Origin of the sequence: Pseudomonas sp. MWU349, from assembly GCF_017947325.1 — a bacterium.
Taxonomy (GTDB): Bacteria; Pseudomonadota; Gammaproteobacteria; order Pseudomonadales; family Pseudomonadaceae; genus Aquipseudomonas; species Aquipseudomonas protegens.
This window is the reverse complement of record NZ_JAFEVP010000001.1, coordinates 1,022,829-1,049,794: the sequence shown is the minus strand read 5'-3', so window position 1 is coordinate 1,049,794 and position 26,966 is coordinate 1,022,829. Positions and strand designations below refer to the sequence as shown.

The 26,966-nt window shown below is 67.0% G+C and carries 19 protein-coding genes and 1 pseudogene; 8 read left to right on the top strand and 12 right to left on the bottom strand.

Annotated elements, in window-relative coordinates; translation table 11 throughout:
* Nucleotides 1-32: 32 nt before the first annotated feature.
* The 3 genes and pseudogenes from KCG88_RS04540 to KCG88_RS04530 form a co-directional block, all read right to left on the bottom strand.
* A complete protein-coding gene (locus KCG88_RS04540; protein ID WP_210712132.1) occupies nucleotides 33-2,510 on the bottom strand; it encodes a TonB-dependent receptor in 2,478 nt (825 codons plus the stop codon).
* Nucleotides 2,511-2,632: 122 nt separating this feature from the next.
* Nucleotides 2,633-3,592: a FecR domain-containing protein gene (locus KCG88_RS04535; RefSeq protein ID WP_210711847.1), complete on the bottom strand. Its 960-nt coding sequence runs from the start codon at nucleotides 3,590-3,592 to the stop codon at nucleotides 2,633-2,635.
* 7 nt (nucleotides 3,593-3,599) lie between these two features.
* Nucleotides 3,600-4,097 (bottom strand): annotated as a pseudogene (locus KCG88_RS04530) (RNA polymerase sigma factor); the annotation flags it as partial.
* 258 nt (nucleotides 4,098-4,355) lie between these two features.
* Here KCG88_RS04530 and KCG88_RS04525 point away from each other — a divergent pair.
* On the top strand, nucleotides 4,356-5,795 hold the full coding sequence (locus tag KCG88_RS04525) for a nucleobase:cation symporter-2 family protein (RefSeq protein WP_011061444.1): 1,440 nt from the start codon (nucleotides 4,356-4,358) through the stop codon (nucleotides 5,793-5,795).
* Nucleotides 5,796-5,917: 122 nt separating this feature from the next.
* Nucleotides 5,918-6,379, top strand: a complete 462-nt coding sequence (locus tag KCG88_RS04520; protein WP_011061445.1) for an LEA type 2 family protein — start codon at nucleotides 5,918-5,920, stop codon at nucleotides 6,377-6,379.
* Here the strand turns inward: KCG88_RS04520 and glsB are convergent, their stop codons facing one another.
* From glsB to KCG88_RS04475, 9 genes are all read right to left on the bottom strand, one after another.
* The gene (glsB, locus tag KCG88_RS04515; RefSeq protein WP_047286771.1) at nucleotides 6,380-7,288 is read right to left on the bottom strand and encodes a glutaminase B; all 909 of its coding nucleotides are present in this window, start codon (nucleotides 7,286-7,288) and stop codon (nucleotides 6,380-6,382) included.
* Nucleotides 7,289-7,765: 477 nt separating this feature from the next.
* On the bottom strand, nucleotides 7,766-8,224 hold the full coding sequence (locus KCG88_RS04510; RefSeq protein ID WP_210711846.1) for a transposase: 459 nt from the start codon (nucleotides 8,222-8,224) through the stop codon (nucleotides 7,766-7,768).
* Between the two features lie 186 nt (nucleotides 8,225-8,410).
* Nucleotides 8,411-10,201: an ABC transporter ATP-binding protein gene (locus KCG88_RS04505; RefSeq protein WP_210711845.1), complete on the bottom strand. Its 1,791-nt coding sequence runs from the start codon at nucleotides 10,199-10,201 to the stop codon at nucleotides 8,411-8,413.
* On the bottom strand, nucleotides 10,198-11,043 hold the full coding sequence (locus KCG88_RS04500; RefSeq protein WP_210711844.1) for an ABC transporter permease: 846 nt from the start codon (nucleotides 11,041-11,043) through the stop codon (nucleotides 10,198-10,200). Before KCG88_RS04500 ends, KCG88_RS04505 begins: the two co-directional genes overlap by 4 nt.
* A 23-nt stretch (nucleotides 11,044-11,066) precedes the next feature.
* Entirely contained in the window at nucleotides 11,067-12,128 is a 1,062-nt protein-coding gene (locus KCG88_RS04495; RefSeq protein ID WP_047336912.1) for an ABC transporter permease, read from the bottom strand.
* Complete coding sequence (locus KCG88_RS04490; RefSeq protein ID WP_210711843.1) at nucleotides 12,121-13,692, bottom strand: ABC transporter substrate-binding protein; 1,572 nt, start codon at nucleotides 13,690-13,692, stop codon at nucleotides 12,121-12,123. Before KCG88_RS04490 ends, KCG88_RS04495 begins: the two co-directional genes overlap by 8 nt.
* A gap of 10 nt (nucleotides 13,693-13,702) precedes the next feature.
* Nucleotides 13,703-14,902 carry an LLM class flavin-dependent oxidoreductase gene (locus KCG88_RS04485; RefSeq protein ID WP_210711842.1) on the bottom strand — a complete coding sequence of 400 codons (1,200 nt, stop codon included), beginning with the start codon at nucleotides 14,900-14,902 and terminating at the stop codon, nucleotides 13,703-13,705.
* 209 nt (nucleotides 14,903-15,111) lie between these two features.
* On the bottom strand, nucleotides 15,112-15,840 hold the full coding sequence (locus KCG88_RS04480; RefSeq protein ID WP_047286787.1) for a class II aldolase/adducin family protein: 729 nt from the start codon (nucleotides 15,838-15,840) through the stop codon (nucleotides 15,112-15,114).
* Nucleotides 15,841-15,855: 15 nt separating this feature from the next.
* Nucleotides 15,856-16,911, bottom strand: coding sequence for an ABC transporter substrate-binding protein (locus KCG88_RS04475; protein ID WP_019094953.1), 1,056 nt, complete (start codon nucleotides 16,909-16,911; stop codon nucleotides 15,856-15,858).
* A gap of 572 nt (nucleotides 16,912-17,483) precedes the next feature.
* Here KCG88_RS04475 and KCG88_RS04470 point away from each other — a divergent pair.
* From KCG88_RS04470 to KCG88_RS04445, 6 genes are all read left to right on the top strand, one after another.
* Nucleotides 17,484-18,731, top strand: coding sequence for an acyl-CoA dehydrogenase family protein (locus KCG88_RS04470; RefSeq protein WP_210711841.1), 1,248 nt, complete (start codon nucleotides 17,484-17,486; stop codon nucleotides 18,729-18,731).
* A gap of 492 nt (nucleotides 18,732-19,223) precedes the next feature.
* Nucleotides 19,224-21,005, top strand: coding sequence for an ABC transporter ATP-binding protein (locus tag KCG88_RS04465; RefSeq protein WP_210711840.1), 1,782 nt, complete (start codon nucleotides 19,224-19,226; stop codon nucleotides 21,003-21,005).
* Nucleotides 20,998-22,905 (top strand): ABC transporter ATP-binding protein, encoded by a 1,908-nt coding sequence (locus KCG88_RS04460; protein ID WP_210711839.1) that lies wholly within the window; start codon nucleotides 20,998-21,000, stop codon nucleotides 22,903-22,905. The genes KCG88_RS04465 and KCG88_RS04460 overlap by 8 nt, the downstream gene beginning before the upstream one ends.
* Nucleotides 22,906-23,321: 416 nt before the next feature.
* A complete protein-coding gene (locus KCG88_RS04455) occupies nucleotides 23,322-24,479 on the top strand; it encodes an LLM class flavin-dependent oxidoreductase (RefSeq protein ID WP_047336920.1) in 1,158 nt (385 codons plus the stop codon).
* Nucleotides 24,480-24,498: 19 nt separating this feature from the next.
* Nucleotides 24,499-25,551: an ABC transporter substrate-binding protein gene (locus tag KCG88_RS04450; RefSeq protein ID WP_047336921.1), complete on the top strand. Its 1,053-nt coding sequence runs from the start codon at nucleotides 24,499-24,501 to the stop codon at nucleotides 25,549-25,551.
* Between the two features lie 37 nt (nucleotides 25,552-25,588).
* On the top strand, nucleotides 25,589-26,647 hold the full coding sequence (locus KCG88_RS04445) for an ABC transporter substrate-binding protein (RefSeq protein WP_011061460.1): 1,059 nt from the start codon (nucleotides 25,589-25,591) through the stop codon (nucleotides 26,645-26,647).
* The last annotated feature ends 319 nt before the right edge of the window (nucleotides 26,648-26,966 follow it).

Below are 26,966 nucleotides of genomic sequence, written 5' to 3'. Positions count from 1 at the left end.
CGGCTACAGGGGCCGCAAGAGCCCCTGGGGCGTCAGTAGGCCATGGTCCAGGTCAGGGTGTAGGTGCGGCCCCGGCCCTGGTAGTCGTAGAGGTAGTCCGGGCCGTAGGTCGGCGAGTAGAACAGCTTGGCGCGCTGGCCCCAGACGGTGCTGTACTGCTTGTCCAGCAGGTTCTGGATGCCGCCGCTGAAGGTGCCGAACTCGGTATCGTGGCTGCCCAGCAGGTCGAAGGTGGTGTAGCCGTCGATGGTGTTGGGCGCATCCACGCTGTGGGTGGCGTCGATCTGCTTGACCGCGTCGTCCTTGAGGGTGAAGGCGTGGTTGCCCTGCAGGCGCACGCTGCTGCTGTCGTCCTTCCAGCCGACGAAGGCGGTGAGCTTGGACAGGGAGGCATACCGCGCATCACGCTTTTGCCAGCCGCCGTTCTTGCCCTCCTCCTCGGAACGCACCGCGTGCAGGGTGCCGCCCAGCTCCCAGCCGTTCTGCCAATGCCGGGTCAGGGCGCTCTCAAAACCGTAGTCGCGGCTTTTCTGGTCCTTGACGTCGATGGTCAGGGTGGCCTGGTCGGTAGTGATCACCTTGTCCGACCAGATGTAGTACAGCGCCGCCTGGGCATCCCAGTCGCTATCGGAGAAGCGCCAGCCGGTCTCCACCTGGCGGCTCTTGATCCCGGCCAGGGGGTTGTCGTCCACGCTCAGGCCCGGCTTGCCGTAGAACTTGGCCGGGTCCGGCAGATCGAAGCCCTCGCCATAGTTGACCCACAGCTGGTGGCCGTTCTTGAAGTCGTAGATGGTGCCCAGGTTGTAGAGGTTGACCGCATAGTCGTTGCTGCCGCCGGGCACGTTCTTGAACTGGCCCACGTCCACGTCCATCTGCTGGCGCCGGTAGCCGCCGGATACCGTCAGGTTGTCGGTGGCGTGCCAGTCCAGCTGGGCATAGCCGGACAAGCCGTCGACCCGGTAGCTGGGATAGCGCGGCGCCTTGCTCTGGGTCACCAGGTCGAGGCCGCCGCTGCCCGAGGAAATGCCCTGGTCGAAGGTGCTCTGCTGGGCATTGAAACGCTCGCGGTCCAGGTCCACGCCGTAGGTCAGCTTGAACGCCTCGAACTCCTTGGCGAACAGCGCCTTGAGGCTGGTGACTTCGAAATTCTGCTGGGACGCGGCGAAGTACACACCCTTGGAGCCTGCGGGGCTGCCGCTGTTGTAGTAGGGGAACGGGAAGAAGTTGTCGTCTTCCTTGCGGTACGAGGCCTGCAGGTAGAAATCCTGGCCCAGCACGTCGCTGTGGTGGTAGTTGGCGTTGAGCAGCAGGCGCTTGGTACGCGGTTCCAGGTCGGTGGAATAACCGCCGCGCAGCTCGGCGTCTTCCAGGTTGGACGGCGCCTTGTACCTGAGGTTGGGGAAGTAGATCCCGGTGCTGCCATGGTTGCCGGAGTCGTAGTACTGGGCCAGCAGGTCCAGGCTCTGCTCTTCGTTGAACTGCAGGGCCAGGCTGCCCATCAGGTCCAGGGTACGGTTGTACTGCAGGTCGGTCTGGGTGTTGTCGATGAAGATCTGCTTGCCGGCACCGTCATAGAACGCCTGGTTCTGCTCCCCCGCTACCGCCAGCCGGCCGCTGATGGCCTCGTTGCCGCCACTCACCGACTGGGCGATGCGGGTCGTCAGGTCGTCACTGTTGTTGAAGCCGCTGCTGGCCCCCAACTGGGTCTCGAAGCGCGCCGGGCCCGGTTCGCCTTTCTTGGTGACGATATTGATGATGCCGCCGGTGGCGCCGCCGCCGTAGATGGCGCTGGCCCCCGACAGCACTTCGACCCGCTCGACGTTGAACGGCGAGATGCTGTCGAACTGCCGGGACAGGCCTCGGGAGCTGTTCTGGCTGACCCCGTCGATCATCACCAGCACGTTGCGCCCGCGCATGTTCTGGCCGTAGTTGGTGCGCCCTTCCGGGGCCAGGTCGAGGCCCGGTACCAGTTTGCCGATGGCTTCCTTGAGGCTGACCCCGGTGCTCAACTGCTCGCGCAGCTGGCTCTGCTCCACCACCCACACGGTGCCGGGAATCTCGCTGATGGCGGCGCTGGTGCGTGACGCCACGGTGACCTGGGTCGGCTTGAGGTTGAGGCTGGCAGCCGGCACGCCAGCCCGACGCAGGATCACCGTGTGCCCGTCGCTGAACGACCAGCTCATGCCGCTGCCGGCCAGCAGGCTTTGCAGGGCCTGGGCCACCGTGACCTCGCCGTTGAGGGCGGTGGATTGCAGGCCCTCGACATCGCTGGTGGTGTACAGCAGGCGCAGGTCGGCCTGATCGGCGAAGCGGGTCAGCGCCTGGTCCAGGGGCTGGGCCGGCAGGTTCAACGAAACCCGGCGTTCCTGGGCGCTGCCGGCCTGGCCGACCGTGGCAGCCTCCTGGGCCTGGGCCAGGACCGGGCTCAAGGCCCCGGCGAACAGGGCCTGGGCCAGTAATGTATGGCGCATGATGGGGTGAACGCGCCCCAGTATCGACAGCTTGAACATTGCTTTCACGTGTTCCTTCCCAGCCGGTTGAAATGACGTCAATGAGAATGATTGTCTTCTCAGTCTCACTACGACGATTTCCCCCAGGGGAACTTGCAGTGCCCAGGCAAAAAAAATTCGACTCAGTGCAGGACCGCCAGCCATGGCAGGTAGGTGACGTGCAGCGGGTAGCGCTGTTGCAGGGCCTTGAGCGAGCCTTGCGGATCATGCAGGTCGAACACACCGCTGATGGCCAGGGCCGCCAACTGACCGTCGGAAATCAGGATGCGCCCGTGCTGGTAGCGTTCCAGTTCACCTATCACCTCACCCAGTGGGCGGCCGTTGAAGATCAGCTTGCCGCGCTGCCAGGCGGTCAGGCTGGCGGCGTCCACGGTCTGCTGGGCCAGCAGCGGCTGGCCGGGCTGGTATTGCAGGCGCTGGTCGGCCTGGAGCAGCACTGGCGCGTGGTCACCGCTGAACTGCACCTGCCCTTCGCGCACCACCACCGTCAGTTGGTGGCCTTCGCGGCGCACGCTGAAGGCACTGGCCGCGCTTTGCAGTTGCTGGGCCTGGGCCTGGACCACGAAGGGCCGCCGCGAGTCGGCCAGCGGTTCGAACAGCGCTTCGCCGCTGCGCAGGATCACCCGGCGCTCATCCGCCGAGTAGGCCACCGACAGCGCACTGGCGCTGTTTAGGGTGACCCGCGAGCCGTCCGCCAGGGTGATGCGCTGTTGCTGGCCGACCCCGGTGTGGTAGTCCGAGGTCAAGGCCGGCCACTGCTGCCAGCCCAGGCCAGCCCCCAGCGCCAGCAGCAGCGAAGCGGCCAGCGCCGGCCAGAAGCGCCGTGGCCGGCGCACCACGGCGGGCGGCGCCTGGTGTTGCCGGGCGCTCTCGGTCTGCCCCAGGTCACCCCACAGTTGCTGGGCCTCGGCGGCCGCTGCGGCATGGGCCGGGCTGCGCTGGCGCCATTGCTGGAAGGCCATGCGCTGGGCCGGCGTGGCGTTGCCGGAATGCAGCAGCACCAGCCAGTCGATGGCGGCGTCTTCGAGGCTTTCGAGGGGGTCGGTCATGGCATCGGCGGCAGGCGAGAGGGAATCATTCATGGTGGACTTTCAGCCAGTCGCGGCAATGGCGCAGGGCCTGGCCGATGTATTTTGCCACCATGCTTTCGGAAACGCCCAGGCGCAATGCGATCTGTGCCTGGGTCAGGCCTTCCAGGCGATTGAGCAGCAAGGCCTGGCGGGCGTTGTCCGAGAGTTGCGCCAGGGCCTCGTCGAGCACCGCCAGGCGCTCCTTGGCCAGCAGCACGGCTTCCGGAGCCGGGGCCGGGTCCACCGCTTCAGTGTGCTCCTGGGCGTCGCTGAGGTTGGCCGCCAGGCGCTGCTCGCGGCGCAGGGTGTCGATGGCCAGGTTGCCGGCCACACGGAAAATGAAACCACGATCGTTGTGCACCTCTACCGTCTGCGGATCGACCTTGAGCAACTTGAGGTAGGTCTCCTGGGCCACGTCCGCCGCCCGTTGGCGATCGCTCATGCGCCGGGTGAGAAACTTCAGCAGGTCGTCGTAATGCTCTTGAAAGCTGCGCAGCAGGCTGGGGGTCGGCAGCATCGGGGGGCGGTCCGCAGATCGGGGAGGCGGATTATTCCATAAAGGCAAATGAGAAACAGTATCTTTCGTATCCTTTCCAACTTGGCTTTTTCCGCCTGTTTGCCCTTCTGGCTGCGGCGCCTTTCTGGCATCCTGCGCCTCCTTTTTTCTGACCGGGTGCGCACGTCTTGTCCATGACATGGCGTTGCGGCCCAAGTCCCGTCCACTTTCCGACGTGTGCCTCCGTAGTTTTCACACGTCACTGGCAGGCCTTTTCCCATGACCGCACCCGACCGCTCCCCTCCCCGCTACAAGTCAGACCTGATCTACGGCCTCAACGACCGTCCGCATTTCAGCGCGGCAATCTTCGCCGCCCTGCAGCATGTGCTGGCCAGTTTCGTCGGCATCATCAGCCCGACCCTGATCTTCGGCGGGGTCCTGGGGCTGGAAAGCGAGCTGCCGTACCTGATCAGCATGGCGCTGTTCGTCTCCGGCCTGGGCACCTTCGTCCAGGCCCGGCGCCTGGGGCCCATCGGTTCCGGCCTGCTGTGCGTGCAAGGCACCAGCTTTTCCTTTATCAGCGTGCTGCTCAGTGCCGGCTTCATGGTCAAGGGCCGGGGCGGCGACACCAACGAAATCCTCTCCACCATCTTCGGCATCTGCTTTGTCGCAGCCTTTATCGAGATGTTCCTCAGCCAGTTCATCGGCAAGTTGCGCAAGCTGATCACCCCGGTGGTGACCGGCACCATCATCACCCTGATGGGCCTGTCGCTGATCAAGGTGGCGGTCACCGACATGGCCGGCGGCTACGGTGCCAGTGACCTGGGCGCGGCGAGCAACCTGGGGCTGGCGGCGCTGGTACTGCTGACCATCGTGGTGCTCAACCGCTTCAACCACCCGATGCTGCGCCTGGGCTCGATCGTCATCGGCCTGACCCTGGGCTTCGTGGTGGCCTGGATGCTCGGCCGGGTGGACATGGCCGCCATGCCCGAGGTGCCCCTGGTGAGCGTGCCGGTGCCGTTCAAGTACGGCTTCTCCTTCGACCTGATCGCCTTCATTCCCCTGGCGGTGATCTTCCTGATTTCCCCCCTGGAAGCAGCCGGCGACCTGACGGCCAACTCGATGATTTCCCAGCAGCCGGTCAAGGGCCCGCTGTACATCAAGCGCATCAAGTCCGGGCTGCTGGCGGACGGTTTCAACTCGGCGGTGGCTGCGGTGTTCAACAGCCTGCCGATGGTCACCTTTGCCCAGAACAACGGGGTGATCCAGCTGACCGGCGTGGCCAGCCGCTACGTGGCCTACTTCATTGCCGGACTGCTGGTGCTGCTGGGCCTGTTCCCGGTGATCGGCGCGGTGCTGCAGCTGATGCCCAAGCCGGTACTGGGCGGCGCCACCCTGATCATGTTCGGCACCGTGGCCGTGGCCGGGATCAAGATCCTCGCCGAGGCCGGGCTGCACCGGCGCAACGTGCTGATCGTGGCCATCTCCCTGGGCATGGGCCTGGGCGTGGCGGCGGTGCCGGAAGTGCTGCGCGAGCTGCCCAAGGCGCTGCATAACATTTTCGAGTCGCCGATCACCGTGGGCGCCTTCTGCGCGATCTTCCTGAACATCTTCCTGCCGGAGGAATTCCTTGAGCTGGAAGAAGACGAGTTCGATCCGGAAGCGGCGACCCTCAAGGTCATGCAGGATCCGGACATGAGCGGCAAAGCGAACTCCTGAGGCTCGCGGGCGTCTATGCTGCGAGCGCTGGTGATGGGCCCTCGGCCGTGGAAGGCTGGCCGGGGGTTTGCCAGGCACAAGGTGCCGGCCAGCCATTCATTTCCATTGCCGACAGGTATTCCATGCGTAGATTGATCGCCTTGACCCTGGTACTGCTCAGCCTGAGCGCCTGTGCGCTGTTGCCCAATCGCGATCCACTGGCGATCAATGTGGTGGGCATCGAGCCACTGCCGAGCCAGGATCTGGAAATGCGTTTCGCGGTGAAACTGCGCCTGCAGAACCCCAACGAAAGCCCCATCGACTACAACGGCGTGGCCCTGGACCTGGAAGTCAACGGCCGCCCCCTGGCCTCCGGGGTCAGCGACCAGCAAGGGCATATCGGCCGCTACTCGGAAGACATCCTGGTGATCCCGGTCAGCGTCTCGGCCTTCTCGGTGCTGCGCCAGACCCTGGGCCTGAGCCAGACCCAGAGCCTGGACAACCTGCCCTACGTGCTGCGCGGCAAGCTCGCCGGCGGGCTGTTCGGCACCCAGCGCTTCATCGATCGCGGGCAGCTCAGCCTGAGCAACCCCGGCGCCTGGTAACTAGAACACCGACCAGCCGATACGCTGGCTGAGCAGTTCCAGGGCCGCCATGCCCACCAGCGAGTTGCCGGCGCTGTTGAGCTCCGGCGACCAGACGCAGACCGTGAACTGCCCCGGCACCACCGCCACAATTCCCCCGCCCACCCCGCTCTTGCCCGGCAGGCCGACCCGATAGGCGAAGTTGCCAGCCTCGTCGTACAGGCCGCTGGTGGCCATGATCGAGTTGACCTGCTGGGTCTGGCGCCGGGTGAGAATCTGCTCCCCGCTGTGCTTGCAGAAGCCGTCGTTGGCCAGGAAACAGAAGGCCCGGGCCAGATCCACGCAACTCATGCGCAAGGCGCAGTGGCTGAAGTAACTGCGCAGCACCGCTTCCACATCGTTGTGAAAGTTGCCGAAGGACTGCATCAGGTAGGCCATGGCCGCGTTGCGGGCACGGTGCTGGTACTCCGACTCGGCCACCCGACCGTCCACCATCACCTGCAGGTTGCCCGACAGGCGCCGGACAAAGTCGCGCATGGACAAGGCCGGCGCGGCAAAGCGAGACTGGTTGATGTCGCAGATCACCAGCGCCCCGGCATTGATGAAGGGGTTGCGCGGCCGGCCACGCTCGAATTCCAGCTGCACCAGGGAATTGAACGGCTGCCCCGAGGGCTCGTGGCCCAGGCGCTCCCAGATCGCCTCGCCGGAATGACCAATGGCCTGCACCAGGCTGAAGACCTTGGAAATGCTCTGCACCGAAAACGGCGTATCGGCGTCACCGGCGCTGAACACCTGGCCGTCATTGCCATACACGGCAATGCCCAACTGATTGGCCGGCACATCCGCCAGGGCCGGAATGTAATTGGCCACCCGGCCTTGGCCGATCAGGGGGCGGACTTCATCGAGAATCTGGTTCAACAGGTCTTGCATGTTCTGGCTCATTACCAATACGACTGCGGGCTATGGCAGCTAGACGCACGCCAGGGCCGGCGCAGCACAGTCCACCGGCAAATGCCCCACAGCCAGCCCCCTAGAAGAACTGGCTTGCCAGCGAAGGCGTCGGCAGATTCACCACATGCCTTGCGGGCCCCTTCGCCGGCAAGCCGGCTCCTACGGGTGAGCGCTGGCCTTGTAGGAGCTGGCTTGCCAGCGAAGGCGTCGGCAGATTTGCTACATGCCTTGCGGGCCCTTTCGCCGGCAAGCCGGCTCCTACGGGTGAGCGCTGGCCTTGTAGGAGCTGGCTTGCCAGCGAAGGCGTCGGCAGATTTGCCACATGCCTTTCGGGCCCTTTCGCCGGCAAGCCGGCTCCTACGAGTGAGCGATGGCCTTGTGGGAGCTGGCTTGCCAGCGAAGGCGTCGGCAGATTCACCACTTGCCTTGCGGGCTCTTTCATCGGCAAGCCGGCGCCTAAAGCCAGATGGCGTCCCAGAGGGGGTAATCGTGCACGCGGGTGACCAGGCCGGCGCGAATCGGATTGGCGACGATGTAACGGGAGACTCCCCGCAGGTTCTCTTCCCGGCGCAGTGCGCGGTCGTGGTAACCCTTTTGCCAGACGCGACCGGTTCGCTGCAGGCAGGCATTGATATCCCGTGCGCTGCGGGATTTGATGCCGCGCATCAGGCCCGATAACGAGCCCGTCCCCAGCGCCAGCAGCCAGTGAAAATGATCAGGCATCACCACCCAGGCCAGGGAACTGGCACGACCTTCAAGCTGAGCCTGGTGCAGTTGTCGCACCAACAGGCGGCCGATACGCCAATCACCAAAGAATGGTGCGCGGCGGTGGGTCACGGCAGTGAGCAGGTAGACCTGGCCGGTTTGAGAATAACGCCCGGTACGCAGCCGGTTGCCATGGAAGCGCTGGGGCATTGCGATGCCCTCCGTGTGACGGATACACAAGTCAAGGCTAACCGGTGGGTACGGGGGCGCCGGGGCATTGTGGATCCGGGTATTTCAGGGAGGGCCCTTTCGCCGGCAAGCCGGCTCCTACGGGTGAGCGCTGGCCTTGTGGGAGCTGGCTTGCCAGCGAAGGCGGTGCAAGGGTTTCTGAAGATGTCACCCAAGCCGTGGCGAATTCTCCAGCAAGGTCCGGGTGTAGATGTGCTCGGGTCGGTCCAGCACGGTGTCCACTGCGCCCTGCTCCACCACCCGTCCCTGCTTGAGCACCAGCACCCGGTCGGCAATGGCCCGTACCACGCCCAGGTCATGGGTGACGAACAGCAGGGTCAGGCCTTCGCCTTGCAACTGGCGCAGGAGCGCGAGGATCGAGGCCTGTACCGAGACGTCCAGGGCCGAGGTGACTTCATCGCAGATCAGCAGCTTGGGTTCGCACACCAGGGCCCGGGCAATCGCCACCCGCTGTCGTTCGCCCCCGGACAGGCTGTGGGGATAGTGGTCCGCCAGGGCCGGCGACAGCGACACCCGTTGCAGCACCGCATGGACCCGCGCCCTGGCCTCGGCACCCCGGATGCCGAAAAAGTGCTCCAGGGGGGCGCTCAGGGTCTGGTACAGGGTGTGCCGCGGGTTCAGCGCCCGGTAGGGGTTCTGGAAAATGTACTGGATCTGGTGCCGCAGGCCCTTGCTCCGCTGTCGGGCCGACAGGCTCAGAGGCTGGCCGGCATACCGCACCCGGCCTTCGGCGTGCTCGCCAAGCCCGGCCAGGGCCCGGGCCAGGCTGGTCTTGCCGGAGCCGGACTCGCCCACCAGCGCCAGGCACTCCCCCGCCACCACTTGCAGGCTGACGTCGAACAACACCTGGCGGTCATAGGCCAGGTTCAGGCCCTGGACCTCCAGCAGCGGCCGTCGTTCGTTGCCGCACGCAGCCGCTTGCACCGCCACCACGGGCGCCGGCGTGGGCAACGCCTGCCGATAAGGGTCGATACAGGCCACCTGGACATCATCTGCAAGCCCTTGCAGCAACGGCTCGCCCGCTGTGCATTGCGCACGCTGGCGCGGGCATCGGGGCGCGAAGGCACACCCCGCCGGCCGCTGCCCTGGCGCCGGCGCCTGCCCAGGTATCGCCAGCAGGGGCCGGCGCTGGCCGACATCGGGAATCGCCGCCAGCAGGCCCCGGGTATAGGGGTGGGCCGGCTGGCGAAACAGCGCCTCGCGGGAGGCGCTTTCGACGATCCGCCCGGCGTACATGACCAGCACCCGGTCCACCAGGTCCTTGATCACCGCCAGGTCGTGGGACACATAGATCGCCGCCACACCCAGGCTTTTGCACAGGTGGCGCAAGGTGCCGAGGATGTGCGCCTGGGTGGTCACATCCAGGGCCGTGGTGGGCTCATCGAGCACGATCAGCCGGGGCCGCAGGACAAAGGCCAGGGCCAGCATCACCCGCTGCTGCTGGCCACCGGACAGCTGATGGGGAAAGCGCCGCAGGAACTCGCGGTCCGCTGGCAAGCCCACATCCTTGAGGGTGTCGCGAATCCGCTGCTGCCGCCCGTGGCGGTCCAGGTGCGATGGATGCACCGCCAGGGTTTCCTCCAGCAGGTCGGCAATACGCAGCGCCGGGTTCAGGGCAGTGGCCGGGTCCTGGGCCACATAGCCGATCAGACCGCCCCGGGCCCGGCGCAGGTCCTGCGCCGAGAGCTCCAGCAACGACTGCCCGGCCACCTCGACCCGCCCTTCGACAATCCGCGCGCCCCGCCGGGCATGGGCCAGCAGGGCCGTGGCCAGGGTGGTCTTGCCCGAGCCCGACTCCCCCACCAGGCCGAGGATTTCCCCCGCGGCCAGGCTGAAGCCGACCCCGGACAACACATCCACGCCACTCGCCAGCTCCACCCGCAACTCCTCAACCTGCAGCACCTGGGCCTGTCGGGTCACTTCCACCACGGCGTTCATGGGCCTTTCTCCCCGATCTGCGCCTGACTGCGGCCGATGCCCTCGGCGAGGATGTTGGTGCCGTAGGCGAACACCCCGATCAGCAGCGCCGGGGCCAGCACGGCCCAGGGCTGGACCAGCAGCCCGGCCTGGTTCTCGTTGATCATCAGCCCCCAGTCAGCGGCCGGCGGCGCCACCCCATAGCCGAGGAAGCTCAGCCCCGACAGCATGCCCACGCCCCAGGTCAGCATGTTGCCGAAGTGCACCAGCAGCGGCGTGAGGATATTTGGTAGGATTTCCCCAGAGAGGATCCGCCAGCGCGAATAGCCCATCATCTGCGCCGCCTCGACGAACTCCTGCCCCGCCACCGCCACCGCGCTGCCCCGGGCCAGGCGCACCACCCCGGGGGTGAAGGCGATGGCCACGGTGAAAACGATCAACCAAGGCGCGCGGCCCAGCATCGAAACGATCAGCAGCACCAGGATCAGGTCGGGAAAGGCCAGGGACACATCCGCCAGCCAACTGATCAACGTGTCCAGCCGGCGCCGCGAAAGGCCGGCCAGCAACCCCAGGGCGCTGCCCACCAGCAGGGCGATGGAGGCCGCCGCCAGGGACATCCACAACACCGACAGGCCCCCGCTGAGCAACCGCGAAAGCACGTCGTGGCCAAGAAAGTCATGGCCGAGCCAGGCGCCGGCAGCGGGCGCGCCGTACACCGGGCCCAGCATGTCGGTGCTGCCATGGGGCGCCAGCCAGGGCCCGAACAGCGCCAGCAGTACCACCAGCACGGTGATGAATGCGCCCTTGCGGGTTTGCGGTTCGCCCAGCCACAGGCGCCAGCGGGAAATGCGTAAGTCGTTCATGGATAGGTTCTCATGCCGCAGGTTCAGGGAGCCTTGGGCGCCGAGCGGCGCCACCAGGGCTGGAGGCCTCGTCGGTTGCGGCGGATCAGGCCGGCCCGCCGCGCCGTACGCAACTTGGGGGTCAGCAGCACCGTGGCCAGGTCTGCCAACAGGTTGATCAGCACCACCCCCAGGGTGATCACCAGCACGATGGCCTGGATCATCGGCAGATCGCGCATCTGGATCGCCGAGTTGAGGGCGGTGCCGATCCCCGGATAGCTGAACACCACCTCCGCCAGCAGGGCCCCGCCGATCAGCGTGCGCAGGGTCAGGGCCAGCCCCTGCACCGCCGGCACCAGGGCATTGGCCAGGGTATGGCGCCAGACGATGCGCCACTCAGGGATGCCCCGCAGCCGCGCGGCGATCACGTAGTCCGATTCCAGGGCCTCGATCATTGCCGCGCGCACCATGCGCGTCAGGTAGGGCAAGGCCGACAGGCTCAAGGCCAGCACCGGCAGTACCAGAAATTGCAGCTGGCGCCACAGTGCCAGCTGGGGGTCGAGGATCGACACCGCCGGCAGCAGGTCCATGTGGGGCATGGAAAACAGCAGCACCAGGCCAATGGCCAGGAGAAAGCCCGGGGTGGCCTTGAGGAAGATCAGCAACGAAAGGCTCCAGCGGTCCAGGCGGCTGTCACGACGCAGGGCCAGGGTCACCCCCAGCAGCAGCGCCGCGGGCACCACCAGCGCGACGACCCCGGCCAGCAACGCCAGGGTGTAGCCCAGCCGCGCGAAGAGGACGTCGGCCACAGGCGCGCTGGAATCCAGGGACCGCCCCAGATCGCCTTCCAGGGTCTGGCCCAGCCAGTGCAGGTACTGCTCCAGCAAGGGCCGGTCCAGCCCCAGCTGCCGTTGCAGGGTGAGGATGCTTTCCAGGGGCGCGTCGGGGCCAAGGATCACCCGCGCCGGGTCCGAGGGCAGCGCCTGGGTGGCGATGAACACCACCAGGCTGATGACCCAGGCCGTGAGCAGGCCGTAGCCCAGGCGGCCGACGAACCAGGACAGCCAGGCCGGGGTGCGGGGCGTGTTGCGGCAGGTGTCAGGCATGGTTCAACCACATTTCGTCAAAGCGCCAGGAGGCGAAGGTCGTCTGTTCCGGCACCAGCCCGCCAACCCGCACCGAGGCGGCGTCCAGCACATCGTTGAAGCCCCAGATCAGCAGCCCGCCGCGCTGGTGCTGGATGGCCTGGGCTTCGTGCACCCATTGCCGGCGCAGTTGCAGATCGGGCTGGGCCAGGGCCTGCTGGTACAGCTGGGTGAATCGCGGGTCGTGAAAGTTGCTGCGGTTGTAGATGGCCTGGGGGGCGTCGTTGTGCAGCGCCGAGGCAAGAAAGCCCCGGGCCGGCGTGGCCCCGGGCGACAGCAGCCACTGTTCGCGCTGGGGGCCGTTGAACACCGAAGCGTCAACCTGGGTCACCTTGACCTCGACCCCGGCCCTCTTCGCCTGCTGGGCGAACACCAGCGCCGCGTTCACCCCCGGGCCCGGGGTGGTGGTCAGCTCGACCCGCAGGTCGCTCTGCCCGGCCTGACGCAACAGCGCACGGGCCTGTTCCAGGTCATGGGGCCGCTGGGCAATGCCGTGGTTGTAGGTGGGGTCATGGGGCGAATACAGGTCATTGGCGACTCGGCCGAAACCATTGAGCCCACGGTCCACCAGCTCCTGGCGGTCGGCCAGCAGGCGGAACGCCTGGCGCACCCGCACATCCTGGAACGGCGCCTTGGCCAGATTGAGGTTGAAGCCGGTGAAGGAAGTACTCGGCGAGGCGTAGAAGCGCAGCCGCGGATCGGCCTTGAGCAGCGCGCTGTGCTCGGCCTGTACGCCGCTGGCCACGTCGATCTGCCCGGCCCGCAGCGCCGCCGCCCGCGACACCTGGTCCTTGAACTCGATGATCTCCAGCTCGTCGGCGTAGGGCTGGCCGGGTTTGTAGTAGTTCTCGAAACGGCTGTACAGCGAACGCTGGCCGGGAATGAAGCGCTTGAGCCGGTAGGGGCCGGCGCCCACCGGGTTGGTCTGCGGGTGGTAATCGGTGGGCACTATGGCACCGAAGCTGATCAGGGTTTCGTCCAGGGGAAAGAAGCTCTGGCCCTGTTTGAAGCGGATTTCGATGGTGCGCTGATCGAGCTTGCGCAGGGCCTGGCGATCGATGGCCCCCACCAGCCCGGCAAAGGGCGAAGCCAGTTGCGGGTCGGTCAGGCGCAGGATGGAAAACAGCATGTCGTCGGCGCCGATGCTCTTGCCGTGGTGGAACTCCAGCCCCGGCTTGATGCGGATGGTCCAGACGCTGGCGTCGGCGTTGGGCTCGGCGAACTCCGCCAGGGCCAGCCGGGTGCTGACGTCCGGGTTCCATTCCCAGAACTTGCTGTACAGCGCCCAGCCGCGAATGATCCCGCCGCCCACCGGCTTGTGGGCGTCGAGATTGCCGGACTGGTCGCCATCGATGATCCCCACCCGCAGGCGCCCGCCGCGCACCGGGGTGCCGGGCAGCAGCGGCGCGGCACCGGGCGCCGCACCCTTGTCACAGCCGCTGAGCAGGCTGCTGCCCAGCAACAGGCCGCCACCGGCGGCCAGGGAATGGCCGAGGAATACCCGGCGGGAAAATGCCTCGCTCATGGCTCGCTCCTCAGGCCTGCTCGGTGGCCTTGGCCGGTTGCCGGGCCGCCAGCGTGGCGCCCAGGCGCGGCACTTCGAAACCGTGGTCCAGGTCCAGCAGCGGGAACAGCAGGTCGGCCACCCGGTGGGCTTCGTCGATCAACGGAAAGCCCGAAAGGATGAAGGCCGAGGTGCCCTGCTCTTCGTATTCACGAATGCGCTCGGCCACTTGCCGCGCGCTGCCCACCAGGTAAGTGCCAGCGGCGGGCCCGAGAATGTTGAAGCCGAACAGGCTCGGGCCGAGCCAGACATTGGGGTAGATCTCCAGGTCCCGGGCCTTGGGCAGGTGCCCGGCGCGGATCGCCTCGACATTGCGCTGGATCTGCGGGTCGTCGCTGTGGAAGCTGTCCAGGGTTTCCCCCGGCGGCAACTGGCGTTCGATGGAGGCCCGGGCGGTCTGCAGCGAGGTGCGCTGCAGCAGTTTCTCGGCGTGGGCCCAGGCCTCCTCCTCGGTTTCCCGGACGATGATCTGCAGGCGCGTACCGAAGCTCAGCTCACGGCCGATCTTCGCCGCCTCGGCGGCCACCTTGCGGAATTTCTCGCCGAGTTTCGGCGGCGTGTCGGCAAAGCTCAGGTACACATCCAGCAACTGCACCGAATGGGCCACTCCCGGGCCGGAGGTACCGGCGCCCCACAGCGGGATGCCGGGGCGTTGCCTTGGCGCGTGCCAGCCGCCCAGGGGATGGCCGGCCGCGGCCGGCGAGCGCGGCGCCAGCTTGACGTAGCGGCCGTCGTAGCCGTCGGTGTCCCCGGCATAGAAGCCCTGGAACGCCCGCCAGTACTCCAGGCTGAAGTCATAGCGCTCATCGTGGGGATAGTGCACCCCCAGGGTGGCCAGACCGGCGTCATTGCCGTTGACCACGTTGAACAGCAGGCGGCCGTTGGAGAACTGATCGAAGGTCAGTGCCCATTTGGCCAGCACCGCCGGCGACAACTCCCCCGGGTGCTGTGCCACCAAAAAGCGCAAGCGCTGGGTGGCATCGATCAGCGCCGCCGAGACCGCCAGGCTTTCATTGGGGCTCGAACCCAGCAGCGAACCGTAGTAGCCCAGGCGATCACTGGCCACCGCCAGTTGCTTGAGGTGCTGGAAATCGGTGTTCCAGCGCCCTTCCGGCTCCCAGGGATAGGGGCCGTCGGGGGTGGTGAGGTACCAGAGAATCTTGACTGCCATGTAGCTGTTCCTTGAATGATTGAAGCCTGTACAGCCATCGCTGCCCCGCCCACCGCCCACCCCCACCGCGTAGGAGCCGGCTTGCCAGCGAAGAGGCCCTCAAGCCCTGCATCGCTCTTGCGGGCGTCTTCGCTGGCAAGCCAGCTCCTACAGCAGGCAGGCATACCCCGCAGCGCCTGCAGGGGGGCGGGCCACGCCATTGCGCGGGGTCATCGGCGGTCGATGGCGGGCACCAGGCCCAGTTCCGTGGCGCGCTCGTACAGGCCGCTCATCTTCCATTGCTGGGTCAGTACGCCTGGGCCATAAGGGCGGGAGCCACCCAGGGCGTCGGCCAGCAGTTGCAGTTGCGCGCCCTCCTCCAGCAACAGGATGAATTGCGCCGTGGCCCGCAGGCCCTGCTTGCCCCATACCGTGGAGCCGCCGTTGGCTTCGAGAATCGCCAGGTTGAAGGGGTTCTGGGCAATGCTGTCGAGGATGAAGTCCACCTCCGGCTGGCGCCGGTCGATGTACACCGGCAGCTCCCGGGCCAGCTGGTAGCGCTGCACCGGCACGTAGTGGAACGGCAGCGTGCGGTGGGTCTGGGCCCAGGCGCCCAGGTACGGCGAGTGCACGTGGGACACGGTGGTGATGTCGGCATGCTGCTGGAACAGCTTGGTATAGCGTCCCAGGCCGCCCTTGCCCTGGCCGAGGATCACCTTGCCGGCAAAGTCGGTGACCGTGGCCTGCAACGGCTTGTGGTAGTTCCACGGGCCGCCGTAGTTCACCGACACCAGCAGTTCCTGGCCCGGTACCCGCTCGATGAAGCCCACGGTGCCGTTGGCGGTAATGGTCCGGGTTTCGCGGAACACGGTGAATGCCTGTTCGGCCTCCAGCAGCACCTGATCGATGAAGGCCTGCAGTTCCTGGGTAATGGGTTGTTCGTTGATCAATACGGTCATGGCGATTCTCCGGGTTCAGGCGCGGCGCTGGGCCAGCAGTTCATGGGCGGCGTGCAAGGGACGTGGGTCGACCCAGTCGGCAATGGCGAAATCCCGTTCCAGGAAGCCATGGCGATAGAGGAAGTTTTTCTGGATATCGAGAAACTCCAGGCGCTGCGGCGACAGGTCCGGCGCCAGGGTGGTGTGGAAGTCGCCGCGGTAGGCCTCATTCACCCCGGCACTGCCGGCCCGGGTTTCCTCTTCCAGGATGGCGTTCAGGGCCGGCCGGTTGTGGGCCGCCCAGTCGGCGGCGCGCAGGGTCTGGGCGAGAAAGCGCACCACCAGGTCGAAGTGATTGTCCAAGAGGCTCTGGTGCACGGTGATCGGCCGTGGCGTGCCGTTGTTGATGCGGTAGCGCGGCTCGGCGATCAGGTCCAGGTCGATGCCCACCACCAGTCCCAGGCGCCGCGCGGCATCGGCGGCGGCAGCCCCCTTGACATAGACCGCATCCACCTCGCCGCGCACCAGGTAGTCCAGGCCCGACCACAGGCGCTGCAACCCTTCCTGGGGCGAGGCGGCGCGCTCCTGGTCCTGCAGTGCCACTTCCACCAGTTGCACGTCGTCGAAACCCAGGCCCGCCAGGCTCAGGGCGCCTTTGTAGCCGTGCAGGCTCATGGCCCGGGCGATGCTGCCCGGGCGGTTCTCGCCCCAGGCCGGCAGCGCCAGGCGCTTGCCCTTGAGGTGTTCGGGGCGGCTGATGCCGGAATCCGGGCGTACCAGCAAGGTTTGCCATTCCTCGATCCAGGTCAGGCCGATCAGCCGGCTGGGGGAACCGGCGGCGCGGGCGGCCAGGGCCGGCACGTTGCCGCCCTCGCGAAACAGCCCGGGCAACTGGTGATCGTAATGGTGATGGCCCAGTTGCCGGGCTTCCTGCAGGGTCGCGACCGGCAGGCCGTCGGCGGCAAACTCCTCGCTGAGCCAGCCCAGCTTGTAGGCGATCCCGGAAGCCGTGGGCACCGGGCAGCGGGTGAACCAGATCTGCTCCAGTTCAGGCTGGGCAGCGGACGTGGGCAATGTGGCGGCAAGCGTCATGAACGAGTTCCTGTGCAATGGCTGTTGCCAGGGCTATTGCAGCGCCCGTGCCAACCGGGCAAAGCCCCGGATTACGGGGCCTGGGCCGCTGCCCGCGAAACCGGCACCTCGCCGACTGCTGCCCGACCAGCAGCATTGCGCAGCGACTGCTGCTGTCGGAGCAACGGGCCGACGAGCATTGCTGCTGGAGCAGCAGCAGGCGTTTTAGCACCCATTGCGCACCCGCCCGCCAGCCTTGTCGCACAAGGCCTGCAACGGATTTTCAGCACACTGAAAAGGCCCTGGCGCAGAACTTGCTCAAGCCTCCTCAAACCCACCCCTTTTCCGTAGGAGCTGGCTTGCCAGCGAAGGCGTCGCCAAGACCGGCGCAAGGTTCAAGGGCCCCTTCGCCGGCAAGCCGGCTCCTACGGATCAGGTCGATACACACGCCTCTGTAGGAGCTGGCTTGCCAGCGAAGGCGTTCCCAAGACTGGCGCCAGGCTCAAGGGCCCTTTCGCCGGCAAGCCGGCTCCTACGGATCAGGTCGATACACACGCCCCTGGGGGCAGATTTCTTCAGATAGAGGTACCAGCATGAGTAGCGTTCAAGCCCTTCCTGTCACTCCGGTCCGTGTCCTGGGCAGCGAGGCCGAAGCCATCGCCGTGGCCCGGGAAATCGCCACGGAAATCGCCGCCATCGCCGCCGACAGCCAGGCCAACGGCCAGTTGCCGCGGCGCCAGGCGCAGTTGCTGTCCGACAGCGGCCTGACCGCCATCGGTGTGCCCAAGGCCTTCGGTGGCCTGGGGGCCTCGGTGGCCACCCTCGTCGAAACGGTGCGCCTGATCTCGGTGGCCGATGGCGGTGTCGGCCAGTTGCTGCAGATCCACAACGTGATGCTGCGGGGCATCTTCAACGGTTACCCGGATGCCGTGCGCGACCGCGTGGTCAGCGACGTGCTGGCCGGCAAGCGCCTGGGCAATGCCCTGGCGGAGATCGGCGGCAAGAACAAGTTCGCCCTCGAGACCCGTATCGAGCGCCGCGCCGACGGCAAGCTGATCCTTAACGGCAGCAAGTTCTACTCCACCGGTTCCTACCTGGCCGAATGGATTTCCCTGACCGCCGCCAGCGAAGAAGGCGGCGCCGGGGTGCTGCTCAACCGCAACGCCCCGGGCCTGACCCTGGTGGACGACTGGCATGCCTTCGGCCAGCAGAATTCGGTCAGCGGCACGGTGCTGTTCGACAACATCGAACTGGACGAAGACTTTGTCTCGCCGCGCAAGGGCCCGATGAAACGCACCGGCCTGACCTTCCCGCAGATCCTCCATGCGGCCATCGACACCGGGATCGCCGCCGGAGCCCTGGGAGCCGCGGTGGACTACCTCAAGCAGCACGCCCGGCCCTGGGTGGAAAGCGGCGTCGACCACGCCAGCGAAGAGCCGCACATCATCAAGCAGATCGGTGAATACGCCGTGGCCCTGCGTGCTGCCGAATCCTTGCTGCGCGATGCCGCACGGGTGTTCGACGAACACGAGCAGGACCCGGACAACAAGGAACTGCAGGACCAGCTGATCCTGTCCGTGGCCACCGCCCGGGCCCATTCCGACAGCGCCTCGCTGAAGATCTCCAGCGACATCTTCTCGCTGTTGGGGGCCAGTTCCTCCCTGAGCAAATGGAACCTCGACCGCTTCTGGCGCAATGCCCGGGTACACACCACCCACGACCCGATCCGCTGGCGCCTGCACCACGTGGGCAACTACTACCTCAACGGCGTCGACCCGGGCGAATACACCGCGATCCTCAACGCCAAGGAGCAACAGGGCGCGACCCGCCCCGCGCCCTGACGCCGCCGTAGGCGCTGGCTTGCCAGCGAAAGCGCCTTCAAGCCCGGCACAAGGCTTACGGGCCTCTTCGCCGGCAAGCCGGCTCCTACCCAAGCGGGTGCACCACGTAACCCTGTAGGAGCTGGCTTGCCAGCGAAGGCGCCCTAAAGACCGACACAAGGCTGGCGGGCCTCTTCGCCGGCAAGCCGGCACCTACCCAAGCGGGTGCACCACGTAACCCTGTAGGAGCTGGCTTGCCAGCGAAGGCGCCCTAAAGACCGGCACAAGGCTTACGGGCCTCTTCGCCGGCAAGCCGGCTCCTACTCAAGCGGGTGCACCACGTAACCCTGTAGGAGCTGGCTTGCCAGCGAAGGCGCCCTAAAGACCGGCACAAGGCTGGCAGGCCTCTTCGCCGGCAAGCCGGCGCCTACCCACAACCACGGCATCACGCACACCCTAGGCGCTGGCAAGCCTGCTCCTACGGGGGTGGCCGATTTTTTGAACGAGCCCTGCATGATCGAAAAACACCCTCTTTTGCGCGCGCTGGCGATCTACCGGGAAGTGCCCTGGCGCTTCACCCTGGTGGCGCTACTCTATGTCGCCGTCAACCTCGGGCTGGTCTGGCAGCAGTGGCTGATCGGCCATGCGGTCAACGATGTCAGCAGCGGGCAGGCGGTAAAGCACCTGGCCGACGGCAGCCTGGATGCCAGCCTGGGCTGGTACTGGCTGTGGCTGCTGCTGGCAGTGGCCCTGGGCCGCGGCCTGTTGCAGTACGCCGCCACGGTGTTGTCCCTGGTGCTCAGCCAGGAACTGCTGACCCGCCTGCGCGAGCGCATCCTGCAGCAGGTCCAGGGCCTGCACCTGGGCTACCACTGGCAGCACGGCATGGGTGAAATGATCACCCGCACCACCCGCGATGCGGACAAGGTCCGCGATGCCCTGATCAGCTTCTGGCGCCAGGTGGTGGAAACACCCCTGGTGGTGCTGGCCACGGTGGGCCTGCTGGCCTGGTACAGCCCCTGGCTGGCGGTGGTGCCACTGCTGCTCACCGCCTGCGGACTGTGGATCTTCGTGCGCCAGACCGAGCACCTGGTGAGCCTCGACCGCGCTGTGGGCGCCGCCTACGACCGGGTCAACCAGGACCTCAGCGAGGGCATCGGCGGGGTGCGGGTAATCAAGTCCTTCGCCCTGGAGCACAGCCGCATCCAGGGTTTTGCCGCTCAGGTCGGACTGTTCGCCGAGCACGCGCGCCGGGCCCTGGCCTATTCCAGTTCGCGTATCCCCCTGCCCCAGGCCGTGGTCGCCCTCAGCCACGTGTGGATCCTGGTCTACGGCGCTCATCAGGTGGCGGCCGGGCAGTTGGGGATCGGCGAGCTGGTCAGCGCCCTGCTGATCGTCACCACCCTGGTGTTTCGCATCGAAGGCATCGGCCGGGTGATGCAGACCTTTGCCGACGCCCGCTCCAGTGCCGAGCGCATCTGGCAGTTGCTGGACGAGCCGCTGCACATCCGCAGTGGCAACGCCCGGCTGCCCCAGGCGCCCCTGGGGTTGCGCCTGGAGGGGGTCAGCGTCAGCGCCCCCGGCGGTGGCCGGAAGATTCTCGATGACTGCTCCCTGAGCCTTGAGCCCGGCGAAGTGGTGGCCCTGGTGGGCGCCACCGGCACCGGCAAGAGCCTGTTGGCCAGCCTCCTGCCGCGCCTTACCGAGGCCGGTGCCGGCCGGGTGCTGCTGGGCTCGGAACTCAGCGGCTGGCAGGACGTGCGCGACCTGGACCTGCACCAGTTGCGGCGCCGGGTGCATGTGGTGCCCCAGGAAAGCTTCCTGTTTTCCGACACCCTGGCGGCCAACCTGCGCCTCACGGCCCCCGACGCCAGCCACCGGCAACTGCGCCAGGGCCTGGCCCTGGCAGCCGCCGAAGACGTACTGGAACGCTTGCCCCAAGGGCTGGACAGCCGCCTCGGCGATCGCGGGGTCACCCTCTCCGGTGGCCAGCGCCAGCGCCTGAGCCTGGCCCGGGCGCTGCTGGGGGAGCCGGACATTCTCTGCCTCGACGACGCCACCAGCGCCCTGGACGCCATCAGCGAGCGCCAGGTGCTGGACAACATCCGCCAGTTGCGCCGGGACCAGGGCCGGGCCACCACCTTGCTGGTGATCTCCAGCAAGCTCTCGACCATTCTCCTGGCGGACCGGGTGTTGCTGCTGCAGGACGGGCGAATCCGCGCCAGTGGCCGCCACGCCGAGCTGCTCAAGACCAACGCCCACTACCGCGACCTGCTGGGAGTCGACCATGGCTAATCCAATCGCCGGCAAGGCCCTGAGCGATATCGAAATCGAGGAAATGCTTGCCCGCCAGGCCCTGGACCGCAGCATGCTGTCGCGCCTGCTGCCCCTGCTGCGGCCGATCCGCGGCCCGATCCTGACGGTGATCGGCATCGAGTTGCTGCTGGTGTTCACGGTGTTCCTGCGGCCCTGGTTCGTGCGCGAACTGCTGGACCGCGGGCTGGTCCCGGACCAGGGTCACTGGCTGCTGGACGAGTCCCTGGTGCTGTGGCTGGGCCTGGGGCTGGCGGCCAGCTGGCTGGGGCGCTTCGTCCTGGCCGGGCTGTCGCAGTTCGTCGCCGGCAGCGCGGCGATCCGGGTGCTCAACGACCTGCGGGTCAAGGTCTTTGCCCATATCCAGGCCCTGAGCGTCAGCTACTTCGACCAGACCCGCGCCGGGCGCATCATTTCCCGCGCCGACCGCGACGTCGACAGCCTGGAACCGCTGCTGATCCAGGGCCCGCCGGAGCTGCTGGGGGCCCTGCTGCGCTGCGGCCTGGCAGCGCTGATGCTATGGCGCATCGACCCGCGCTTCTTCCTCAGCCTGGCGGCTACGGTGCCGCTGCTGGCGCTGGCGACCTGGGGCTTCAAGCGCATCTCCCAGCGCAACTGGGCCAGAGTCGCGGAGAACCGCAGCCGCTTCACCGCGCACCTGGTGGAAAGCGTCAGCGGCGCGCGCATGCTCCAGCAATGCGGGCAGCAGGAGCCCAACCTGCAGCGCTATCGCGGCCTGCTGGATGACTTCAACCAGGCGCTGATCCGCGGCAGCCTGCGCTCTAGCTGGTTCGCCCCATTCACCGCGCTGCTCAGCACCGCCGGCATGGCCGCGCTGCTGCTGGTGGGCGGCTATGGGCTGGCCGATAACCAGATCAGCGTTGGCCAAATGGCGGAAAGCCTGTTCTACGTGTTTCTGTTTCTGGGCCCGTTGCAGGAGCTCTCTGACCTGTTCGAACGCTACGCCACTGGCTCGGCCTCGGCGCAGCGGATCTTTCTGCTGCTGGACACCCGGCCCCAGGTCCTCGACCCGGCCCAGCCCCAGCGCATGCAGCGGGCCCGGGGCGAGGTCGGTTTCGAACAGGTGCGGTTCGCCTACGACCCCAAGAGCAAAAACGCGGTGATCCAGAACCTGGACCTGCAGATCAAGGCCGGCGAAGTGCTGGCGATTGTCGGCCCCTCGGGCCATGGCAAAAGTACCCTGGTGCAGTTGCTGACCCGTTTCTACGACGTTCAGGGCGGTGCCGTGACGCTCGACGGCGTGGACATCCGGCACCTGGCCCAGCACGACCTGCGCCGGGCCGTGGGCGTGGTGCTGCAGGACAATGTGCTGTTCAGCGGCACTATCCTCGACAACCTGCGCCTGGCAGCCCCCGGCGCCGATGATGCAACGCTGATTGCCGCGGCCCGGGAGCTGGGGGCCGACGAGGTGCTGGAACGCCTGCCCCACCAGTACCACAGCGAAGTCGGCCCCCTGGGTGGGCACCTGAGCCATGGCCAGCGGCAACTGGTGTGCCTGGTACGGGCCTACCTGGCCAACCCGGCGGTGCTGGTGCTGGACGAGGCCACCTCGGCGGTGGACATCCACACCGAGCGGCGCATCCAGCGCGCCCTGCGCCGGCTGTGCCAGGGGCGCACGGCGATCATCATCGCCCACCGCCTGGCTACCATCCGCGACGCCGACCGGATCGCGGTGATCCGCCACGGCCAACTGGTGGAACAGGGACCGCATCAGCAGTTGATCCGGCACAACGGCGCCTATGCGGCGTTGTACCAGGCCTATCTGCGTAGCGCCGACCAACCCGGCGGCGCAGACCCCGCCGCCCCTTTCGCCGGCAAGCCGGCTCCTGCAACAACACCGCCGGTATCGCGCCCGCTGTAGGCGCTGGCTTGCCAGCGAAGGCGTCCGCAAGGACAGCACCAGGCTCAAGGGCCTCTTCGCCGGCAAGCCGGCTCCTACACAAACACCGCCGATATCGCCAGCTGTAGGAGCTGGCTTGCCAGCGAAGGCGTCCGCAAGGACAGCACCAGGCTCAAGGGCCTGTTCGCCGGCAAGCCGGCTCCTACACAAACACCGCGTACGAGGATAGTGGGTGGCGGTACCTCTGTTGCGCCCTCAGCAGCGGTTGCTGCCGGGGTGCTGCTACAGCAGCACCAGGCCTCTGTGCTAGGCCGGCTGAAGCCCCCGAACCCCCGCCATGGTGGGCTGCGACGGCCATGGCATGGCCGTTGCAATTACCCCCTGACAGGCGTCTTCGCACCCGCGCGGCGCAACGGGTTACTGAATCAGGAGCACCCATGAGCACTGAATTTTTCTGGCGCCTGCCGCTGGGCACCGACGGCCCGCAGTTGAGCACCGACAAGCACAATCGCGGCAACCCCCACCCCCGTGCCGGGCATATCGCCCCCGGGCGCCTGGCCAACGGCCAGCCCGACGGTTTCACCTACATCGACTACATCGCCCAGGTGGCCAAGGCCGCCGAGCTGGCGGGCTTCGAAGGCGCCCTGCTGCCTACCGGCCCCGAGCCCTGGGTGGTGGCCGCGGCCCTGGCCCGGGAAACCCGGCGTATCCGCTTTCTGATCGCCTTCCAGGCCACCTGGACCCTGCCGGCCTACGCCGCCCAACAGGCGGCGATCCTGCAGAACCTCAGCCACGGCCGCCTGGACTGGAACATCATCACCGGCGGCAACCCGGCCAGCCAGCGAGCCAATGGCGATTACCTGGACCACGACCGGCGTTACCAGCGCACCGGCGAGTTCCTCGACATCATCCAGGGCCTGTGGCAGAACGAACGCTTCTCCTATGACGGCGATATCTACCAACTGGAGAACGGCGCCCTGCCCCCGGGCCTGCAGCAGGAGCGCAAGCCGGGGGTGTATTTTTCCGGTTTCTCCGATGCGGCCCTGGACGTGGCGGCGCGGCACGCCGACGTCTACCTCAACTGGGCCGAGCCCATCGACCAGCTCAAGCCCCACATCGAGCGAGTTCGCGAGCTGGCGGACAAACAGGGGCGCACGGTGCGCTTCGGCCTGCGGGTCGATCTGTTCGCCCGGGAAACCGAAGAGCAGGCCTGGGCCGACCTGCGCCGCCAGTTCGACAAGCTCGAAGGCAAGGGCAGCCTGATCGCCAAGAACTTCACCAGCGGCTCGGATTCGGTGGGCGCTGCACGGCAGACCGCCTATCACCAGAACGTCGACCGCTTCGACGACCTGATCCTGGGCCCCAACCTCTGGGCCGGCTTCGCCAAGGCCAAGCCGGGGCCCACCGTGGGCCTGGTGGGCAGCCACCAGAACGTTGCCGAGCGCCTGGCGGAGTACCGCGATGCCGGTTTCTCCACCTTCATCCTGGCGGGCAACCCGCACCTGGAAGAAGCGCTGCGCATCGGCCAGGAAGTCCTGCCCCTGGTGCAGCAACGCCCCGTCGCCCAGGCGACGCCGCTACAGGCCAGCGCCTGAGCCTATAAGGAGCCCGCTCATGTCCCATCCTCTGGATACCCTCTGGTACACCCGCTGCCCGGTCCCCACGGGCCTGGGCATTGCCGTGCAGAAAGGCTGGCTGCAAGACAGCCTCGGCGCCCTGGGCACCCAGGTGCAGTCGCTGCGCGAGTCCAGCGACCAGGCCGTGCGCGAGTCGCACTTCGACCACAGCCTGCGCAACTCGGTGCGCCACGGCGGCAGCATCCCAGCCCTCTGGGCCCGGGCCCAGGGCCGGGAAACCCGGCTGATCGGCCTGTCCTGGGCCGATGAGGTGCAACTGATCCTGACCCGTGCCGACAGCGGCATCCAGCGCATCAAGGACCTCAAGGGCCGACGCTTCGGCCTGCCGGACTGGGCCGGCGCACAGATCGACTTCACCCGCGCCCAGGCCCTGCGCGGCCTGGAAAACGCCCTGGGCCTGGACGGCCTGCAAGTGGGCGACCTGCAACTGGTGAACTACCGCTACGGCGGCACCTTCAGTGACCCCCAGGTGCAGACCCTGGCCGACACCCCGGTCAGCGCCCAGCCCGGCAGCGGACGCAACCTGGAACTGCAGGGCCTGCTGCGAGGCGAAGTCGACGCGATCTTCCTCAAGGGCGCCAGCGCCGCCCGCCATGCCCATGAGTTCGGCCTGCGTACCCTGATCGACACCGGTGCCCACCCCGACCCGCTGATCCGCTGCAACAACGGCACCCCGCGCACCCTGACGGTGGACAGTCATCTGCTGGAGCAGCACTTGGACGTCGCCACCGGGATTCTCGGCGCGGTGCTGCGGGCCGAAGACTGGGCCCACCACCACCCGGAAGACACCCGCCGCTACCTGGCCCGGGAAACCAACAGCAGCGAGTACTGGATCAGCGCCGCCTATGGCGAGGATGCGCACCTGCGCCTGCGCACCGGCCTGGAAGAACAGGCTATCGACGCGCTGCAGCATTTCAGCGCCTTCCTGCGGCGCTGGCGCTTCATCCCGCAGCAGGTGGATGTGCGCCAATGGATCGACCGCCGGCCGCTGGATGCGCTGCTGGCCACCCCTACCGCTCTGGCCGGCTGACCGCGCCAGGTTTCATGGATTCGAACTGAAGACCCTTATGAGCAAATCACTCGATACCCTCTGGTACACCCACAGCCCGGTGCCCACCGGGCTCGGCATCGCGGTACAGTCCGGACGCCTGGCAGAGGCCTTCCTGCCGTTCGGCACCAATATCCAGTCCCTGCGCGAATCCAGCGAACGCGAAGTGCGCGAGGCCCACTACGACCACCACCTGCAGAACTCGGTGCGCCACGGCGGCAACATCCCGGCCATCTGGGCCTACTCCAGCGGCGTGCAGACCCGGGTCCTGGGCTTGTCCTGGAGCGACGAGGTGCAGTTGATCCTGACCACCGCCGAAAGCGGCGTGAAGAGCATCCGCGACCTGAAGAACCGGCGCTTCGGCCTGCCCAAGTGGGCCAACGTGCAGATCGACTTCACCCGGGCCCAGGCCCTGCGCGGCCTGGAGAACGCCCTCCGGCTCGAAGGCCTGGAAGTGGCCGACGTGGAACTGGTGGACTACCCCTATGGCGGCACCTACAGCGACGAGCAGAAGCAGCACCTGTATGGTTCCGAAGTGAGCCTTGGGGTGACCCGCTTCAGCCGGCGCAACAACGAACTGATCGGCCTGCTGCGGGGCGATATCGACGCGATCTTCCTCAAGGGCGCCCACGCCGTGCACCTGGCCAACGAGTTCGGCCTGCAGGTGGTGGTGGACACCGGTTCCCACCCCGACCCGCTGATCCGCTCCAACAACGGCACCCCGCGCACCCTGACCGTGGACACCCACCTGCTGCGCGAGCACTTCGACGCCAGCGTGAAGATCGTCGACACCGTATTGCGCACCGAACAGTGGGCCTGGGCCAACCCCGAGGAAACCCGGCGCTTCCTGGCCCGGGAACTGAACACCAGCGAGTACTGGGTGGCGGCCGCCTACGGCGAGGATGCCCACCGACGCCTGCGCACCACCCTGGATGCGCGATCCATCGAGGCCTTGCAGGACTTCACCGATTTCCTGCATCGCTGGCAGTTCATTCCCCGGCGTTTCGACGTGCGCGAGTGGATCGACTTCAGTGTGCTGGAGACGGTCATCGGCTCCACCTCCCGCGTGGCGGTATAACCCCACGAACTGACGGTGAACCCCGTAGGAGCTGGCTTGCCAGCGAAGGCGCCTGCCCAGGCGATGCATGCCTCACGGGCCTCTTCGCCGGCAAGCCGGCTCCTACATAAGCAGGTACACCGCATCCCTGCGTAGGAGCTGGCTTGCCAGCGAAGGCGTCCGCCCAGGCGATGCATGCCTCACGGGCCTCTTCGCCGGCAAGCCGGCTCCTACGGGCTGGGGGGCCGGTGCTGGTGCAGCAACAGTCAAGCGGGCAATCGGTGCTGCTCCAGCAGCACCAGCCAAGCAACTTCTGCTGAATCCTGCGCAGGATGTTTTA